The 17,639-nt window shown below is 66.1% G+C and carries 15 protein-coding genes and 1 pseudogene; 11 read left to right on the top strand and 5 right to left on the bottom strand.

All coding sequences use genetic code 11. The annotated features are described in order from the left end of the window. Nucleotides 1–801 (top strand): 1-acyl-sn-glycerol-3-phosphate acyltransferase (locus JWP83_RS17010; RefSeq protein WP_297732108.1); only part of this gene is annotated, 801 nt, incomplete at its 5' end. Between the two features lie 115 nt (nucleotides 802–916). Here JWP83_RS17010 and JWP83_RS17005 read toward each other — a convergent pair. Both JWP83_RS17005 and JWP83_RS17000 read right to left on the bottom strand, forming a co-directional pair. Next, on the bottom strand, nucleotides 917–1,219 hold the full coding sequence (locus JWP83_RS17005; RefSeq protein ID WP_297732105.1) for a hypothetical protein: 303 nt from the start codon (nucleotides 1,217–1,219) through the stop codon (nucleotides 917–919). Nucleotides 1,220–1,230: 11 nt separating this feature from the next. After that, entirely contained in the window at nucleotides 1,231–2,730 is a 1,500-nt protein-coding gene (locus JWP83_RS17000) for a class I adenylate-forming enzyme family protein (RefSeq protein WP_297732103.1), read from the bottom strand. 139 nt (nucleotides 2,731–2,869) lie between these two features. Here JWP83_RS17000 and JWP83_RS16995 point away from each other — a divergent pair, with 139 nt between their 5' ends. The 10 genes from JWP83_RS16995 (at nucleotide 2,870) to JWP83_RS16950 (ending at nucleotide 15,028) form a co-directional block, all read left to right on the top strand. Further along, nucleotides 2,870–4,024, top strand: coding sequence for a thiolase family protein (locus JWP83_RS16995; protein ID WP_297732101.1), 1,155 nt, complete (start codon nucleotides 2,870–2,872; stop codon nucleotides 4,022–4,024). Between the two features lie 23 nt (nucleotides 4,025–4,047). After that, nucleotides 4,048–5,268: a cytochrome P450 gene (locus JWP83_RS16990; RefSeq protein ID WP_297732098.1), complete on the top strand. Its 1,221-nt coding sequence runs from the start codon at nucleotides 4,048–4,050 to the stop codon at nucleotides 5,266–5,268. A gap of 130 nt (nucleotides 5,269–5,398) precedes the next feature. Beyond that, entirely contained in the window at nucleotides 5,399–6,886 is a 1,488-nt protein-coding gene (locus tag JWP83_RS16985) for a class I adenylate-forming enzyme family protein (protein ID WP_297732095.1), read from the top strand. Beyond that, nucleotides 6,883–8,046: an acyl-CoA dehydrogenase family protein gene (locus JWP83_RS16980; RefSeq protein WP_297732092.1), complete on the top strand. Its 1,164-nt coding sequence runs from the start codon at nucleotides 6,883–6,885 to the stop codon at nucleotides 8,044–8,046. The genes JWP83_RS16985 and JWP83_RS16980 overlap by 4 nt, the downstream gene beginning before the upstream one ends. A 124-nt stretch (nucleotides 8,047–8,170) precedes the next feature. Then, the gene (locus JWP83_RS16975) at nucleotides 8,171–9,322 is read left to right on the top strand and encodes an amidohydrolase family protein (protein ID WP_297732090.1); all 1,152 of its coding nucleotides are present in this window, start codon (nucleotides 8,171–8,173) and stop codon (nucleotides 9,320–9,322) included. Continuing rightward, a complete protein-coding gene (locus JWP83_RS16970; protein ID WP_297732089.1) occupies nucleotides 9,319–9,591 on the top strand; it encodes a hypothetical protein in 273 nt (90 codons plus the stop codon). Before JWP83_RS16975 ends, JWP83_RS16970 begins: the two co-directional genes overlap by 4 nt. Before the next feature lie 3 nt (nucleotides 9,592–9,594). Further along, the gene (locus JWP83_RS16965; RefSeq protein ID WP_297732088.1) at nucleotides 9,595–10,749 is read left to right on the top strand and encodes an acyl-CoA dehydrogenase family protein; all 1,155 of its coding nucleotides are present in this window, start codon (nucleotides 9,595–9,597) and stop codon (nucleotides 10,747–10,749) included. Beyond that, a complete protein-coding gene (locus tag JWP83_RS16960; RefSeq protein WP_297732087.1) occupies nucleotides 10,746–11,939 on the top strand; it encodes an acetyl-CoA hydrolase/transferase C-terminal domain-containing protein in 1,194 nt (397 codons plus the stop codon). Before JWP83_RS16965 ends, JWP83_RS16960 begins: the two co-directional genes overlap by 4 nt. A 15-nt stretch (nucleotides 11,940–11,954) precedes the next feature. Then, nucleotides 11,955–12,866 carry an SDR family NAD(P)-dependent oxidoreductase gene (locus tag JWP83_RS16955; RefSeq protein WP_297732086.1) on the top strand — a complete coding sequence of 304 codons (912 nt, stop codon included), beginning with the start codon at nucleotides 11,955–11,957 and terminating at the stop codon, nucleotides 12,864–12,866. 71 nt (nucleotides 12,867–12,937) lie between these two features. Next, nucleotides 12,938–15,028 carry a hypothetical protein gene (locus JWP83_RS16950; RefSeq protein ID WP_297732085.1) on the top strand — a complete coding sequence of 697 codons (2,091 nt, stop codon included), beginning with the start codon at nucleotides 12,938–12,940 and terminating at the stop codon, nucleotides 15,026–15,028. 112 nt (nucleotides 15,029–15,140) lie between these two features. Here the strand turns inward: JWP83_RS16950 and JWP83_RS16945 are convergent, their stop codons facing one another. From JWP83_RS16945 to JWP83_RS16935, 3 genes and pseudogenes are all read right to left on the bottom strand, one after another. Then, nucleotides 15,141–15,917: an SDR family oxidoreductase gene (locus JWP83_RS16945; protein ID WP_297732114.1), complete on the bottom strand. Its 777-nt coding sequence runs from the start codon at nucleotides 15,915–15,917 to the stop codon at nucleotides 15,141–15,143. Between the two features lie 15 nt (nucleotides 15,918–15,932). Then, complete coding sequence (locus JWP83_RS16940) at nucleotides 15,933–16,898, bottom strand: VOC family protein (protein WP_297732083.1); 966 nt, start codon at nucleotides 16,896–16,898, stop codon at nucleotides 15,933–15,935. Continuing rightward, nucleotides 16,898–17,639: pseudogene (locus JWP83_RS16935) on the bottom strand (CoA transferase); the annotation flags it as partial. The gene JWP83_RS16940 and the pseudogene JWP83_RS16935, both read right to left, overlap by 1 nt.

Genomic DNA, 17,639 nt, shown 5'->3' with positions numbered 1-17,639 from the left:
AACGCGTCCGACTTCGAACCGGCGGCCACCACGAAGTGGGACCCGGCACTCACCGAACGGTTGATGGGCCTGATCCGGCCGGTGATCAAGGGTTGGCACCGCGGCGAGGTGCGTGGGCTCGAGGGCTTCCCGACCGGCGGCGCGCTGGTGGTGGCCAACCATTCGGGCGGGCTGTTCGCGATGGACGTGCCGGTTTTCGCTACCGACTTCTACGCGACGTTCGGTTACGACCGACCGGTCTACACGCTCAGCCACGACATTCTCTTCGCGGGCCCCGGCGACTTCTTCAAGCGGACCGGCCTCATCCCGGCGAGCCACGAGAACGCCGACGAGGCCTTACGCTCTGGTGGCGTCGTCGTGGTCTTCCCGGGCGGTGACTACGACGTGTACCGACCGTCGTCGCGTGCGAACGAAATCGATTTCGACGGCCGTACAGGGTACGTCCGAGCAGCTCTGAATGCCGGCGTGCCGATCGTGCCGTCGGTGTCCATCGGCGGCCAAGAGAACCAGTTGTTCCTGTCACGCGGCGAGTGGTTGGCCAAGGCGATGCGACTGGACAAGCTGATGCGCGTCAAGATCCTGCCGATCTCGCTCGGATTCCCGTTCGGCCTGTCGGCTGTGCTCCCGGTGAACCTGCCGCTGCCCACCAAGATAGTCACGCAGGTGCTACCGCCCATCGACATCGTCGCGGAGTTCGGCGAGGATCCCGACCTCGACGAGGTCGACGCCCACGTGCGCAGCGTCATGCAGCGCGCCCTCGATACCCTCGCCGCCCAACGCCGGCTCCCCGTGATCGGTTGAGCGAACCACCGGATCACCTAAGGGCGCCAGCCATTCCGACGGCGGACCCGAGGCGCTCAAGGCGATCCTGGACGCCCAGCGGGGTGTGCGCCGCAGCTTAGGTGTGTCGTTGCCATCAGTCGCTGGCGGGCAGCGGCTTCGCCTCTTTCAACGCCAGCGGCGTCGGGCCAACGCTGAGTGACCCGGCGCCGGCCTTGGTGACCAGCACCTCGGCGTCGCCATCGTCGACGTAGCGCTTGCCCATCGTGCTGCCGTCGGCGAAGGCCGGGTCGGGCACGCCATCGGCAGGCCGCTCGGCGTCCAGTGGCAGCATCGGCCGGCCTCCGCAACGCAGATCGTCGAGGCTGTCGGCCGCCTTGACGACGATCACCTGAGTGTCGCAGACCTGGCTCTGCAGCCGCGTTCCGTTCTTGATCATGTTGCCTTTCCTTACTTTTCGACGATCACGTCGCGGAGACTTTCGACGATCTCACGGCGAAGCAGCTTTCCCGTTGCATTGGTCGGTAGCTCGTCGCGAAAGACGACCCGGGCGGGGGTGCGTGATCCTCGCAGGAACTTGCGGACGTGCTCCCGCAGTTCGTCGGGATCCGGATCGACGCCCGCAGCAGGTACGACCACGGCGACGATGGCCTGCCCCCATTGGGCATCCTCGACACCGACCACCGCGACTTCGTGCACATGAGGATGCTCGACGAGCACGTCTTCGAGCTCGGCGGGCGCAATGTTCTCACCGCCCCGAATGATGGTGTCGTCGGAACGGCCGGTGATGAAGAGATAGCCGGCGTCGTCGAGTGTCGCGATGTCCCTGGTGGGAAACCAGCCCTCGTCGTCGAGCACCGACCCGATGCCAGTGTATTTGCCCGAAACCTGGTCGCCGCGGACGAAGAGCTCACCCGGTTCACCCGGGCCGAGCACGGCGCCTTTCTCGTCACGGATCTGCACCTCGATGCCGGGCACCGGCTGTCCGACCGAACCGAGCCGCTTGGCGACCAACTCGTCTGGGTTGCCGTGCGCATCGCGGTGGTCGTCGGGGGTGAGTACCGCGATCGTCGAACTGGTTTCGGTAAGACCGTATGCGTTGACGAATCCGACGTGCGGCATCAAGTCGAGTGCCTTGCGCACCAACGGAAGTGCGACCTTCGATCCACCGTAGGCCAGATTGCGCAGCGTCGGCAGCTCGACGGGCTCCCGTTCGAGCGCAGTGACGATGCGGTCCATCATGGTGGGCACGACGGTCGCGGTCGTCACCTTCTCCTCGGCGACGAGCCGCACCCATTCGCGAGCGTCGAAGTTGGCCAGGTACACCATCTTCCGGCCCGCATACAAGTTCGACATCGCGGCGTTGACCCCGGCGATGTGATACGGGGGCACGCAGATCAAGGCCGCATCCGTGTCATCGGCCGAGCCGAACTCGATGGTGCCGGTGATGTAGCTGGTGAGGTTGCCGTGGGACAGCTCGACCGCCTTCGGCTTGGACGTGGTGCCCGACGTGAACAGCACGATCGCGATGTCGTCGGTATCGGCGAACTCTGCGGCGGCGTCGGCGGTGCGCGCCGCGGCCAAGAAGTCCTCGGAGGACATCACGCGCTTGCCGGCATCGCCGACCAGTTCGCGGTAACGGTCGTCGATGATCACCAGCGGATGGGGTAGCCGTTCGATCAACTCCCGGACACCCTCGGCGCTCAATCGGTAGTTGATCGGGGCGTAGGGAACCGCCGCGCGGGCCGAGGCGAAAATCAGCAGCGGCTGCAGGAGCCCGCCCGACCCGACGTACGCGACGTGTTCGACCCTGGCGGCGGCGATCACACCCGCTCCTCCGTCGGCCAACCCACTGAGCTCGCCGATGGTCAACCGATGGACGCCGTCGACCAACGCCAGCCGGTCGGGGTCACCCGAAACCGCCATCTCCAACAACAACGAAATGCTCAACGCCTCAGCCTTCATTCACGACTACGCAGATTCTAGAACCCTTTTTAGAATCCGCTATATAGTTATAGGCTTAGTGGCGTCAACGTCAACGCGCGCGCTCCCCGAGGGCTCCATGTTGCCGCCTGCCGGAAGGAACACGATGAGCAGCACGCCCGACATCGCCATCATCGGAGTCGGACTTCACCCGTTCGGTCGATACGACGACCGGTCGGCGCTGGAGATGGGCGCGGTGGCGATCAGCAGGGCGCTTCGCGATGCCGGGGTGGCCTGGTCTGACGTCGGCAGCCTGTACGCGGGCAGCCTCGAAGTCGCCAACCCCGAGGCGGTGACCGGACTCGCGGGCATGACGGGTATTCCGGCGCGGGCCACGCTGAGCGGCTGCGCGACCGGCAACTCGCTGCTGACGCTGGCCGCGCGCGACGTTCAGCTCGGCGAAGCCGACATCGCCGTCGGCGTCGGACTGGACAAGCATCCGCGCGGCGCCTTTGGAGCCGACCCGTCGGTCTCGGGGCTTCCCCAGTGGTACGGCCACCAGGGCATGTTCCTGACGACTCACTACTTCGGCACCAAGATCATGCGCTACATGCACGATCACGGCATCACCGAGGAGACGCTGGCCCGTGTTGCCGCCAAAAACTTCGACAACGGCGAACTCACTCCGCACGCATGGCGCCGCAAGCCGATGAGCATCGAGGCGATCCTGAGCTCACCCATCGTCAATGCACCTCTGCGCCAGTACATGTACTGCAACCCCAACGAGGGAGCCGCCGCCGTGGTGGTGTGTCGGGCGGAGAAGGCCAAGCAGTACACCGATACCCCGATCTACCTGCGCTCGGCCGCATTGCGCAGTCGCAGGGAGGGTGCCTACGAACTGCTGCGTACTTCGATCGAACTGCCCATCGTGCCGGGTACCACGGTCGAGGCCGCCCGGGCCGCCTACGAGCAGGCAGGCATCGGACCCGACGACGTCGACGTCGCGCAACTACAGGACACCGACTCCGGCTCGGAGCTCATCCACATGGCCGAGACCGGGCTGTGCAAGGACGGCGAGCAGGAGGCGCTGCTCGCCGACGGAGCCACCAAGATAGGCGGGCGGTTGCCCATCAACACCGACGGCGGCTTGCTGGCCAACGGCGAACCGGTCGGCGCATCCGGCCTGCGCCAGGTCTACGAGCTGGTCCACCAATTGCGCGGCACCGCAGGAGACCGTCAGGTGCCCAACGATCCGCAGGTCGGGCTGGCCCAGTTGTACGGGGCCCCCGGCACCGCCGCGGTCGCCATCCTCTCCAAATAACCCAACGAAAGGGAGCATCGCCAATGACGGACACCCGGGCCGAAGCACAGCGCCGCGCCGAGGTGGACCTCGACCACCACTCGCCAGACTTCCGCGAGGACCCGTACGGCAAGTTCCGTGAGATGCGCGAATCCGGTTGCCCAGTGGCGCATTCCGACCACTACGACGGATTCTGGGCGCTGGTCGATTACGCCTCGGTGTTCGATGCGGCGCGCGACGACGCACTGTTCAACTCCTTCCCCTCCGTTGGCGTTCCGGCGAGCGAGCTGCCGCTGCAGATCCTGCCGATCGAGTCCGACCCACCGGAGACCCAGGAGTTGCGCGAGGTCACGCTCAAGCGTTTCTCACCCGGCTCGGCCGAGCGATTCCGCGAGGCCGCGGTCGAGATGACCAACGAGGCGATCGACGCGTTCATCGAGCGCGGGAAGTGCGACCTGGTCGGCGAGCTGACCACTCCCCTTCCTGCCCGGCTGATCCTGCGGTTGTTGAACTTCGACGAGTCGCGCTACATGGACTGGGTCGGCTGGGTGCACAGCACCGTGCACGATCGTGCCCACGATCCGGAAAAGGCCGCGATGGCCGGTATGGAGATGTTCGGCGAAATCGTCAAGCACATGCAGGAGCGGCGGGCCGAGGGACTTGGCGACGAACTCTTCAGCGACATCCTCCGCGGCACCCTCCACGACAAGCCCCTCGATGACGGTCAGATCACCATGTACACGGTGCTGATGATGCTCGGCGGCATGGACACCACCAGCGGGTTCACCGGCAACGTGCTACTGCGACTGTGCACGGACAAGGATCTGCGTCAGCAGTTCATCGACGATCCGAGCCTGATCAAGAAGGGCACCGACGAGCTGTTGCGGCTGTACACGCCGACCCTGGGCCTGGCACGCACCGTCTCGCGTGACGCCGAATTCCACGGGCAGTCCTTGTGCAAGGGTGACCGGGCGATTTTGATGTGGGCGGCGGCCAACCGCGACCCGGAGATGTTCTCCGACCCCGACACGCTGGATCTGTCGCGCCCGAATGCCAAGAAGCAGATGGCCTTCGGCGTCGGCATGCACCGCTGCCTTGGATCCCACTACGCCAAGCTGATGTTCGACGTGATGATGACCCAGGTTCTCAAGCGGCTGCCGGACTTCGAACTGGCCGAAGAGCCCAAGCTGTTCGAGGACGCCGGTGAGGTCTACGCGGTGCGCGAACTGCAAGTCACATTCGCGCCGGGACAGCGCGTGACCTGACCGGGCCGCTGATTCGCTCGGCTCCGACGGCCCATCCGGCCGCTTGGATCGTCAATGCCGAAAAGTTGAAGCTGCGACTGCCGAATTGGTTAAATGTTTAGAGCATAGTGGGCCGGACGGGAGGTGCGCAGTGACTGCTGGCACCATCGCCGACCTGCTGGACGGGTGCGCCTCCAGCAGGCCGGACCGTCCGCTGTTGCGCGACATCACAGGCAAGACCTTGACCGTGGCCGACGTCGCCACGCTGTCCTGCGCCGCCGCGGGTTGGCTGTGGGATGCCGGAGTGAGACCGGGCATGACGGTCGCCTGGCAGCTGCCCTCGCACGTCAACGCGGCGCTCGTGATGCTGGCGCTGGCACGCATGCCCGTCGTTCAGGCTCCGCTACTGCACCTGTACCGACTCCGTGAGGTGCGCGCCGCGGCGGAGGTCGCGGGCGTCGACATGCTTCTGGTCGACGAGTCGACGGCCGCGAACGCCGCACCGGACTCGCCCACCGTGACGGTGCCGGCCGACCTCGTCAGCCGGCTCGAGAACGTAACGGCCACAACGCAGTCCGACGGACCGCTGCCCCCGACGGAACCGAGATGGGTGTACTTCACCTCCGGCACCACCGGCCGACCCAAGGGCGTGCGTCACACCGACGCCACCCTGCTTAGCGCGGCGCGCGGTTACGTCGCTCATCTCGGGGTAGGCAGCCATCCGAGGGAAGTCGGCACGATCGCCTTCCCGATCGCGCACGTCGGCGGCATGGTCTATCTGGCCACCGCGCTCCTCGGCGACTTTCCAGTGCTGTTGGTACCCAAGGTCACGCCAGACGACCTTCCCCGGGTGCTCGCGCAGCACGAGGTGACGGTCACGGGAGCGAGTACCGCTTTCTACCAGATGCTGCTTGCCGCCCAGATGGCTGCGCCGAGAAGCGAATTGCTGATGCCGTCGTTGCGGATGCTTATCGGCGGGGGCGCCCCCTGCCCACCCGAGGTGCACAAGCAGGTGCGTGAACACCTACGCGTACCCGTCGTGCATGCCTATGGAATGACCGAGGCGCCGATGATCTGCGTCAGCGAGGCCACCGACACCGATGAGCAACTGGCCAACAGCGCGGGTCGGCCCATACCTCGATCGGAGGTGCGGATCGCACCGAACGGCGAGATCGAGCTGCGCGGCGGCAACCTGACCCCGGGATACCTGCAGCGCGAGCAGTGGGTTGACGCGCTAACCGCGGACGGATGGTTTCGCAGCGGCGACCGAGGCCACCTTCGCCCGGATGGACGCGTTGTCGTCACCGGCCGCACCAAGGATCTGATCATCCGCAAGGGCGAGAACGTCGCCCCTGACGAGATCGAGAACGAACTGCTGGCCCACCCCCTCGTCGACGAGATCGCGGTGCTGGGCCAGCCCGACGAACTGCGCGGCGAGCTGGTATGCGCAGTCGTGCGTCGTTCGCCGCGCCACCGTGACGTCACCCTCGATGAGCTGTGCACGTTCCTCGACGAGCGCGGGCTGATGAAGCAGAAGTGGCCCGAGCGGCTCGTCCTCGTCGACGAGTTCCCGCTGACGGGTCTCGGCAAGGTCGCCAAGTCCGAGCTGGCCCGGCAGATCGCGGGAGGAACCAGATGACGGCGCTGTCCGCTGACGAACGTCAGGAACTGGCGCAGTCCGTGCGCTCCGCCTGTGAGCGACTGGCACCCGAGGAGCGGGTACGCGCCGTCGCGTACGGCGAGGGGGCCCAGGGCGGCGGAGACGGACGCTCCGGCTTCGACACGGCGCTGTGGGACGTGCTGTGCAACCAGGTGGGGGTGGCCGCCATCGCACTGCCCGAGCACCTCGGCGGCGCAGGTTACGGAGCATCTGCGCTGGGCGTGGTCGCCCACGAACTCGGCCGCGCACTGGCTCCGGTGCCGTTCGTGAGTTCCACGGTGCTGGCCACCGGACTGCTGCTCGAGTTGACCGAGCACGACCCCAACGCTGACAAGAGACTCACGGGACTCATCGAAGGGCGCCGCACCGCCGCCGCAGCCCTCACCGGCGATGGCGGGTTGTGGCGTCGGTCCGGGGTGACACTCCGCGCCGCACACACTGGAGACGGCTGGTGCATCGATGGCACGGTGCGCCACGTGCTGGGCGGGTCCGCCGCGGACGACCTCGTCGTGGTCGCCATCGCAGAGGACGGCGAACCGGCACTGTTCCTGCTCGATCCGGCCGTCGACGGCGTCGTCGCCGATGCCGAACGCGTACTCGACGGAACCAGACCGATGGCCACCATCACGCTGAACTCAGCGCCGGCGGTGCGGCTCTCCGGCGACGAGCCCGTCGATGAGGTCGTCGACCGTAACGTCGACGTGGCGCTGGCGGTGCTGTCAGCCGAACAGGTCGGCGCGTGCGAACGGGTGCTCGAGATTGCCACCGACTACGCCCGTACGCGCGAGCAGTTCGGACGGCGGATCGGCAGCTTTCAGGCCATCAAGCACAAGTGCGCCGACATGCTGGTCGATCTCGAGTGGGCGCGGTCGGCCTCGCAGGCGGCCCTGGAGGCTCTCGACGATCCGGATGCTGCGCCCGCCGGTAAAGCGGACTGGCGCGCGAGCATGGCCAAGGCGGTGTGCTCAGAGGCGCTGCGCAACGCGGCGAAAGCGAACGTCCAGATTCACGGCGGCATCGGCTTCACCTGGGAGGATTCCGCGCACCTGTACTTCCGGCGCGCCCGGACGGACGAGGTGGTGTTCGGCACTCCGGGCCAGCACTGGGACCGGCTGTCGGCGCTGGCCAAGCTGCTGTAGGCGGAAGCGACAGGACCGGCCGGAGTTGCCTTGTCCGTCTTCCACGCGGGTGACTAGACTCACCTTGAAATAACTAAATGTTTTTATATTTCGACCCGTTGAAAATGTCCTTGAGGAGACACCCGTGCCGTTGCAGCCCTGGATGGAATTGATCTCCGTCGACGATCACCTGATCGAACATCCGAAGGTCTGGAGTGATCGGCTCCCCGCCAAGTACCTCGAGGCGGGTCCAAAGATCATCGAGTGGGAACGCCCCGACAACCACCAAATGTGTCAGGTCTGGGAATACGAAGGCCGGATCTATCCCTACATCGGCCTCAACGCGGTCGCGGGTAAGAAGCCCGAGGAGTACGGCATCGAACCGGTGCGCTACGACGACATGATCCCCGGCTGCTACGACCCCAAGGCGCGGGTGGCCGACATGGACATCGACGGTGTGCAGGCGATGACGTGCTTCCCGTCGTTCCCCCGATTCGCCGGCGCGGTGTTCGCCGAGGGCGAGGACAAGGAACTCGCCAAGTTGTGTTCGGCGGCCTGGAACGACTTTCACCTCGACGAGTGGGCCGCCACGGCACCCGACCGTTTCGTCCCTGTCATGATGCTGCCGTTCTGGGACCTCGAGGCCAGCGTCAAGGAGATCCACCGCGTCGCCGCCAAGGGCGCCAAATGCGTTACCTTCCCCGACCTGCCCGACCGGCTCGGGCTACCGTCCGTCCACTCCGATCACTGGGACCCGCTGCTTTCGGCGATGGAGGAGACCGACATGGTGCTGGCTCAGCACTTCGGTTCCGGCGGCTTCCCGCCGCCGATTGCGCCGGATGCACCATTCGCCGTGTTCATCACGCTGATGGGGACCATGTCGATGACGTCGATGACGGACTGGCTGTTCTCCAATACCCTCTACCGGCATCCGAAGTTGAAGATCGGCCTGTCTGAGGGCGGCATCGGTTGGATCCCCTACATCCTGGAACGCTGCGACAGCGTGTGGCGTAAGCACCGCTTCTACAACAACATCAACCAGGATCACCCGCCGAGCTATCTGTTCAAGAAGCACATTCACGGCTGCTTCATCGAGGATGACTTCGGCGTGGAGATGCGCCACATGATCGGCGTCGACAAGATCACCTGGGAGTGCGACTATCCGCACTCAGACTCGTTCTGGCCGCAGAGCCGAGAGCGCGCGGCGCAGGCGTTGGAGAAGGTGCCCGACGACGAGGTGCACCGCATGGTCGAACTGAATGCCCGTGAGTTCTACAACTTTCCGCGGGCGGCGTGACCGGCGACGAGGCGATCGATCGGGCAGGCGTGGAGCGGATCGAGCAGCTTCCCCGGTCGGACTGGACCGACCAGGACCTCCTCACCAAAGACGAGGCCCGCGAACGCCTCGTCGAGGAGATCGGTCGCACCCGGGCCCGGCTCGAGGAGGTGCAGGCTCGCACGGGCGACCCCGCTCACAGCGATGCCGAGATCACCCTGCTGGCCCGTCGACTCAACGCGATGGAGTCGGTCCGCGACGAATACAACGACTATCTCGACGGGAAGTGACCGGTGTCGGCTTCCCCTGACGTTTCGAAAGACCTGAAAGACCTCGACGCGCTACGCGCGGAGATCCGCTCGTTCCTCGACAACGCACCGAGGCCGGCCGGGCTACGGAACTACGGGCCCACGCCCACCGCGGACGACGTCGCACCGGGCCAGATGTGGCACCGCTACCTCGCCGACCACGGCTACGCCTGCCTGCACTGGCCGCGCGAGTTCGGCGGTGCCGCAGCGACGGTGGCGTACCAGGCAGTCTTCGCTGAGGAGTGCGCACGAGCCGGCGTGCCTCGTCAGCTGAACATCACCGGCGCCGACCTGGTGGGTCCGGTGCTGATCAAGTTCGGCAGCCAGGAGCAGAAGGACCGCTACCTGGAGCCGATCAGACTAGGCGACGACGTCTGGTGTCAGCTCTTCTCCGAGCCCGGCGCCGGATCAGACCTCGCCAGCGTTCGCACCCGTGCCGAGCGCACCTCCACGGGCTGGCGGATCGATGGTCAGAAGGTGTGGAGTTCGGCGGCTGCCTCGGCTCGCTTCGGGCTGCTGCTCGCCCGCACGGGTCCGGACAAGCACCGCGACCTGTCGATGTTCGTCGTGCCGATGGACATCGCAGGGGTCATGGTGCGCCCCCTGACGCAGATGGACGGTGAGAGCAAGTTCAACGAAGTCTTCTTCGACGGCGCCGAACTCGACGAAGACGCCCTCATCGGCGACGTTGGTCAGGGTTGGACGGTGGCGATGGTGACGCTGGGCCGTGAACGCCTGACATTGGGCTCGCAGGCGGTATCGATGTTCCGCCTGCACGAACGCATGGTCGATGCCGCCCGTGACCACGACCTGCTCGACCCGGTGCTGTCGCGCTCGATGACCCGGTTGTGGGCCAGGATGTGGCTGCTGCGCTACACCTGGCAGCGCGCCATCGACTCGGGCGACCTGACATCGCCGGCCTTCTCGGTGCTCAAGCTGATGACCTCAGAAACCGATCAGGACCTGGGTGACATGGCCACCGAGGTGCTGGGTACCGACGCGTGCGCCGATCCCGAGGACGACGACCTGGTGCACCACATGCTGGTCGGACGGGCGCAGACGATCCTGGGCGGCACCAGCGAGATTCAGCGCAACATTCTCGGTGAGCGGGTGCTCGGGCTTCCCAAAGAACCACGATGACAGCGGGTTTGACCGCGGCCGGCTTCACCGCCGCGCTCCGCGCTGTCCTGCGCCCCGGAATGACGGTTGCCCTCGGCGACGGCGTGGGCGCGCTGCGCTGCACCGACGACGGTGCATCTGTCGGCGCGGCGCTGAGCGCCGCCGCCCGAGAGGTGGGCTCGATACGACTGGTGCTGGGCTGGCTGCCCGCCCCGGTAGACGGCCTCGACGCAGACGCGTTCGCTGAAGTGGTTGCGTTGATGCCCGGGTGGGGCGTGCGTGAGGTACTGCGTAGCCCGAAGGCACGATTCCTGCCCACGCGACTGGCCGCGATTCCCGCGCTGCTGGCTGACGTGCTGCGGACTCAGGTGCTGCTCACCCGGCTGGTAAGTCGGGATGGCTTGCTGCGGTTCGGCACCGAGGTGTCCTGGCAACGCGTGGTAATCGACAACGGCGCAAGGACTCTCGCGGTCGTCGACACGTCGGCTCCCGCGGCGGATGCCGAGCCTCCACTCGACCCGTCGGACATCGAGGTGCTCGGGACCGTCGGGAGCGGACCGGCCCGAGTACCGCAGCGCGAGCCCGAGCCGATTCACGACGCGCTCGCCGACGCGGTACTGGAATTGCTCCCCGAAGACGCCCGAATCCAGTACGGGCCCGGGCAGCTCGGCACCGCACTGCTACAACGCGCACAAGTGCCGTTGCGGATCGACACGGGCCTGCTCACCGATGTCGTCGTCGACCTCGACAAGCGCGGCCTGCTGGCCGACACCCCTTCTGCGACTTACCTGCTGGGCAGCGAGGTGCTCTACGGCTGGGCCGACGGCCGACCCATCCTGCGCGGCCTCGACTACACCCACGATCTGAGCCGGCTGTCGCGCGGCCGACCGCTGGTCGCGGTGAACACCGCCATCGAGATCGACCAGTACGGGCAGATCAACGTCGAAGGCGTCCGCGACAGGGTGATCGGCGGCATCGGCGGGCACCCCGACTATTGCGCCGCCGCCCGGATGAGCACCGGCGGACTGTCGATCATCGCCATTCCAACGAGGGTGAACGGACGCTCACCGCTCGTCGAGCAGTTGAGCAGGCCCGCCTCCACTCCCGCCCACGACATCGACCTGATCGTCACCGAGTCCGGACACGTCGATCTGCGCGCAGCGGACTGGTCGCAGCGCCGTGCGCTCATCACCGGATTATTCGCAGAATGAAGGAGATAACCCGCGATGCCTGAAGATACCTTGACCGGCAAGGTTGTCCTGGTGACGGGCGGCGGTCGAGGCATCGGCCGCGCCCACTGCCTCGAGCTGGCCAATCAAGACGCGGCGGTGGTCGTCAACGACCCGGGCGTCGGACGGGACGGTTCTAGCGGTGACGGAGCAGGTCCCGCGGCCGACGTCGTCGCCGAAATCGAGGCGTCCGGCGGAAAGGCCGTCGCCCATACGGGTTCGGTGTCGGCATGGGACGACGTCGCCGACATGATCTCCACCGCCGTCGACACTTTCGGTTCCCTGACCGGTGTGGTGAACAATGCAGGCATCCTGCGTGATTCCATGGTGGCCGCCTCCAGCGAGGCTGACTGGGACGCCGTCATCGCCGTACATCTCAAGGGCACCTTCGCCGTCACCCGACATGCCTGCGAGTACTGGCGGGCACAGTTCAAGGCCGGCAACCCGATCGACGCGCACATCGTCAACACGGTGTCCGGCGCGGGCCTGTGGGGCAACGTTGGGCAGAGCGCTTACGGAGCGGCCAAGGCCGCGATCGCCAACCTGACCGTCGTCACCGCGATGGAGGCACAGCGTTACGGTGTTGCGGTCAACGCGATCTCCCCGCTGGCGATGTCACGGATGACCGCCGACGTGTTCGGCGGGCGTGCCGACGATCCCGCGCTGGATCCCGCCCGCAGCTCGGCCGTGGTGGCCTGGCTGCAATCTGCGCAGTCGTCCTGGCTCACCGGGCAGATCCTCCGTATCAACGGCGGCAAGCTCACCCGTATCGAAGGCTTCACCGAAGCGCCGGGCGCCTATCACGCCAAAGACGGTGTTTCCCTGACGTTTTCGGAGCTCAGCCAGGCCGTCAGCTGGTTGTACGGCACATCTCCGCGGGGGCTGGCAGGCCCGCTACCCGCTGAGTAGTACCGCGCCATGACTCTGGACGAACTGATCGCGCGTCAATGCTATTTGCAGTCCGATGATTGGAGGAGTCCGTGAACAAGATTGACCCGACCGGTTACGTGGTGGTGGACGACTTCTTCGGCGCCCCCTATGTCGACGTCGACGAGTGGCTCAAGAGTCCCGTGCCGCATCGGTATGTGCATGGTGGCTTTTCGGGCACCGATACCCGATTCGCGTTCCGGTTTCCGCCTGACGAGTTGTACCAGGGTCGTCTCTATCAGCCGTTGGAAGGCGCCAACGCCGGCCACGAGGACGTTACTTCGGGGCCACTCGGCTCGGTCACGGGCGGCCCGGAGGGGATATTTCGGCTCGGCGGCTATGTCGTGGAGTCGAACATGGGCCACATCGGTGATGTGAAGGATGCCAAGGCCGGTGATGATCCTACGATCTACGGGTGGCGCGCGGCGGCGGAGTCGGCGCGCTTCTCCAAGTACGTCGCCGCTCAGGTCCTTGGCGCGGCGCCGCGTTATTCGTATGTGTACGGCGGCAGCGGCGGCGCGCGGCGATCACCGTTGTGTCTGGCGTATGCGCCGGATGTGTGGGATGCGGCGATGCCGTTCATGGGCGACGACGTCGACGGCGATTACGGTGACTGGTCACGGCCGCGGGACGGGACTCCCAACTTCGCGGCGATGTTCAACGTCCAGCGGGTGCTGGGCGACACGATCGGCGATGTCGTCGACGCGATGCGGCCCGGCGGGAGTGGGAATCCCTTTGCCGGGTTGAACACTCATCAACGGGAGCAGTTGGCGGTCCTGTATAAGCTCGGTTTCCCGCGCGGGGACGAGTTCATGATCGCCCAGCCGATGGGCCAGCTGTGGCTGTGGTGTTCTAGGGCTGAGCGAATGTCGCGTGAAGATCCCTACTTTGAACGGTTTTGGACCGAGCCGGGCCACGTCGGTTTCGACCAGCCGGAAGTGGTGCAAGCCGACCTGATCGACGCCGAGACCACCGTGGCGCGGGTCCTGACCGCCAACGACCTGATCACCGACGAGGGGTTAGCCGGACCCGAGTTCGCCCCACTGCGGATACTGGCGATGGTCTTCGGCCAGATGGCGGGCGCAATGGACTTGCCGATGGTCGTCCAACTCAGCGACACCACGGACGGATATCTTCCCGGAGCCGGTGTCCGGTTCCTCGACGGCCAAGCTGCGGGTCGGCAGTTGTACTGCATGAGCGGTGCCGGCAACACCATGCTGCTCGACGGCGAGGGCGAAGCCAGCAACCTGCGTCTGACCGGCGTACAGCCCGGGGACCGGGTGCAATTCGACAACCGGGCATTCTTGGCCTACTGCTACTACCCGCGCCATCACATCTGGGAGTCGCAGGGCGCTGAGCAGTTCCGGCTCGCCACGGCGCCGATCTATGAGCAATACGAGCAGCCCGAACTGTCGCCGTTCATGGGGGTACGCCACACCGGTCGCTTCGACGGCAAGATGCTGTGGGTCCAGCACACCCTCGACTCGTCCCTGTGGCCGTCGCAGGGCCTCGGCATGAAGAACAACATCGAACGTGAAGTCGGGCCGGCGCGCGCGCGACAGTGTTTCCGGCTCCGCTTCTTGGAAAACGCTGAACACGTCCCGCCATTGCTGGCCGCCCCACCACCGGACCGGGCCAACAACACCTGGCTGATCGATTACGTCCCGCATGTCGAGCAATCCCTGGCCGACCTCACGGCGTGGGTCGAAGACGGCATCGAACCGAACGAGACCACCTTCGACGTGGATGACGGGAAGATCAACCTGCCGGCCTCAGCCAAGGAACGTGGTGGCATCCAGCCCGTGGTACACGTGACGGCAAATGGCGCCAAGAGAGCCGAGATCTCGGCCAGAACCCCGGTCAATCTCAAAGTCCACGCCGAAGTGCCCGAGGGCGCCGGAACCATCATCTCGGTCAAGTGGGACCTCGACGGCTCGGGCGCATACCCGGTCACAGAACAGGTCGACGGCGAGTCCGCCGACCTCACCTTCGGCCTCGAGTGGACGTACACCGAACCCGGCACTTACTTCCCAACGGCGCTGGTCGAATCCCACCGCGACGGCAACGTAGCGGCCACATCACGGCGGATTCCGAACCTCGATGCCGCCCGTGTCGTGGTGGCCGGTGGTGGAACTGCGCCCTGATCATCTATGGCCTGATCGATCGACTCATTCACCGTGTTTGAAACGTGGTATCAACTGGGATGCCACGTCGGCAACGGCAGGTGCGTCCAGCGCGGCCGATGCTGCCCGGAGGCTAAGGCGCCCCGCCGTCGGCGAAGATGGTCTGTCCGGTCACGAAGGCGCACACGTCCGACAGCAGGAACGCGATCAGCGCACCGATTTCGCTTGGCTGCCCGGGCCGAGCGAGGGCGGAGTCGAAACCGAAGTCTTCGACCAGCGCCCGCTCCAGCGCCTCTTCGTACGGGTAGCCCTTGCTCTCCGCGACATATCCGCGAATGGCATGCAGCGCATCGGTTTCCACCGCGCCCGGTGCGACGCTGTTGGCCCGGATGCCCGACTTGCCATGTGTGCGCGCGATGCCACGGGTGAACGTGGCAACGGCCGCCTTGAGGCTGGCGTAGGGCAGCCGAGGCTCGTGTGGCGAGCGAGCCGAGTACGCGGCGGTGGTCACGATCGCACCTCCGTTGACCGCGAGGTGCGGCAACGCAGCTTGCACGCTGCGGGTCGTGGCCAGCAGGACGTCGTGAAATGCGGTGTCCCAGGCATCGTCGTCCGAGTCGATGGGCATCATGCCGGCAGTGCCCATGGTGATGGCGATGCCGTCGAGCCGGCCAAGTATCCGGGCGGCTTCGTCGACTGCGGCCACTGCGGCTCCGGGCTGACTTACGTCGAAGGTCAAGCCTTGTGCCGCGGCGGCGCCCGATTCGCCGATCTGGGCCGTCGCGTCCTTGGCCCTGGCCTCGTCACGCCCAACGACGACGACCGACGCGCCCTCGCGGGCAAGCACACGGGCCGCCGCCAGTCCCATGCCCGCGGTTCCGCCGACGATGACGTAGCCCTTTCCCGTCATCGTAAGATCCACCGGTCACCTCCCTTTCTCGGCGAAGAAGCTCAGCGGCCGCTCGACGAACTCGAACACCACGCCGTCGGGCGAGCGCAGGAAGGCGATGTGCAGGCCTTCGATCTTCGTCCCCGGCAGCGGGCACCACACCGGATCACCGATGCGCTCAACCGAATCGGGAAGACTGGCCAGTGCGTCGTGCACGTTCTCGACCCGTAACGCGCAGCGGTAGAGACCTTGGCGGTTACCGCCCCACGGCACCGGCGTATTCGCTGTACCGGGATGTTCCACCACGACGAGGCTGAACCGGTGCCCGTCTTCGGCCAACGCGTAACGGGCCACCACGCAGTCGGTTTCACCCGCGCTGCCGGGGCGCAGCTGTGCGCCGGCGACCGGCCGCACCTTGGGTGCGTCGACCTCGTCGAACCCGATTGCGGTGAGGAACTCCCCAGTGGCGGCTGCGTCGACCGCGGCGATCCTGATCCCATTGAACAACCCACCGAACAAGCCGCCTTTGGTGTTATCGGCGTCGGGCGCCAGTCCGCTCAGCTCGATCACGACGCCATCGGGGTCCAGGGCGAGCACCGATTTGCCATCACCGACCAGGTCATCGACACGCTCACCCACTGCGAGGCCAACCTGGCGCAGCGCGGTCGCTACGCGGTCGACGTCGGCGACTCCCAGTCGGATCGACCGGATTCCCGGCCTTACCGGATCCGCACTCGGGTCACGGCTCAACGCAGGCGACCGGTACTCGATGACCTCCAGTGCACACCCGCCGCGCCCGCCGCGTGAGTCGTACAGAAACGCAGTGGCACAAAAGGTTTCACCGTCCAGACCCAGTATCGTGCCGTCGGTGGCGACCTTGGGGTCGCTCCGCATTCGAGGTTTCAGGCCCAACACCTCGCCGTACACCCGTTCGGTGGCGTCCAACGATTCGGCGTTGAGGTTGACGTGCAGAAAACGCCGCGCGAGCTGGTCAGCCGCCACTACACCACAACCGAGCTGATCTTGAACTCGATGATCTCTTCTTCACTGAAGCCGAGTTCGGCGAGCAGCGCGTCGGTGTGCTCGCCGTGGCTAGGCGCACACGACAGGTCCAGCGGCGTCTCGTCGAACTGCACGGGGCTGGCCGCCAGCGCAAACTCATTGTCGTTGGCATCGGTGACCCTTGGCAGATACCCGTTGACGATCGCCTGCGGGTCACTGTGCACCTCATGCGCGGTGTGCATGACGTCCCACACCCCGTCGAAACCTGCAAATGCCTTCTCCCAGTGTGAGAGATCTTGGGCCTCGAACGTGTTGCGCAACTCCGCGATGCACTCCTTGCGGTTGCCGAACCGCACCATCGCGTTGGCGAACCGTTCGTCGTCGATCAGATCGGGCCTGCCCAGCCGGGTGCAGAAGTCCGCCCAGAATCGGTCGGCCTGCAGCAGCACGAACGCGATGAACCGGTTGTCACGCGTCTTGTAGATGCTGGCCACCGGGTTGGGCATCTCGTCCAGGTTGAACTTCGGGATGTCCTGACCGGTGACGCCTGATCCGACGATGTCCGGACCCAACTGCCAGATCGCGGCGTTGAGCAGCGACACGTCGACCACCGACGGCTCGCCGGTACGCTCGCGCTTCACCAGCGCCGCGGCGATTCCGCCCGCAATCGCCAAGCCGCCGTAGGACTCACCGAAGGCCGGCCGCTGGATGGGCGGGTACGAGCCGTCCCCGGCTCAGTAA

Origin of the sequence: Mycobacterium sp. (genome assembly GCF_025965855.1) — a bacterium.
Classification (GTDB): domain Bacteria; phylum Actinomycetota; class Actinomycetes; order Mycobacteriales; family Mycobacteriaceae; genus Mycobacterium.
The sequence above is the reverse complement of the archived record's forward strand: the minus strand, read 5'-3'. Positions and strand labels throughout refer to the sequence as shown.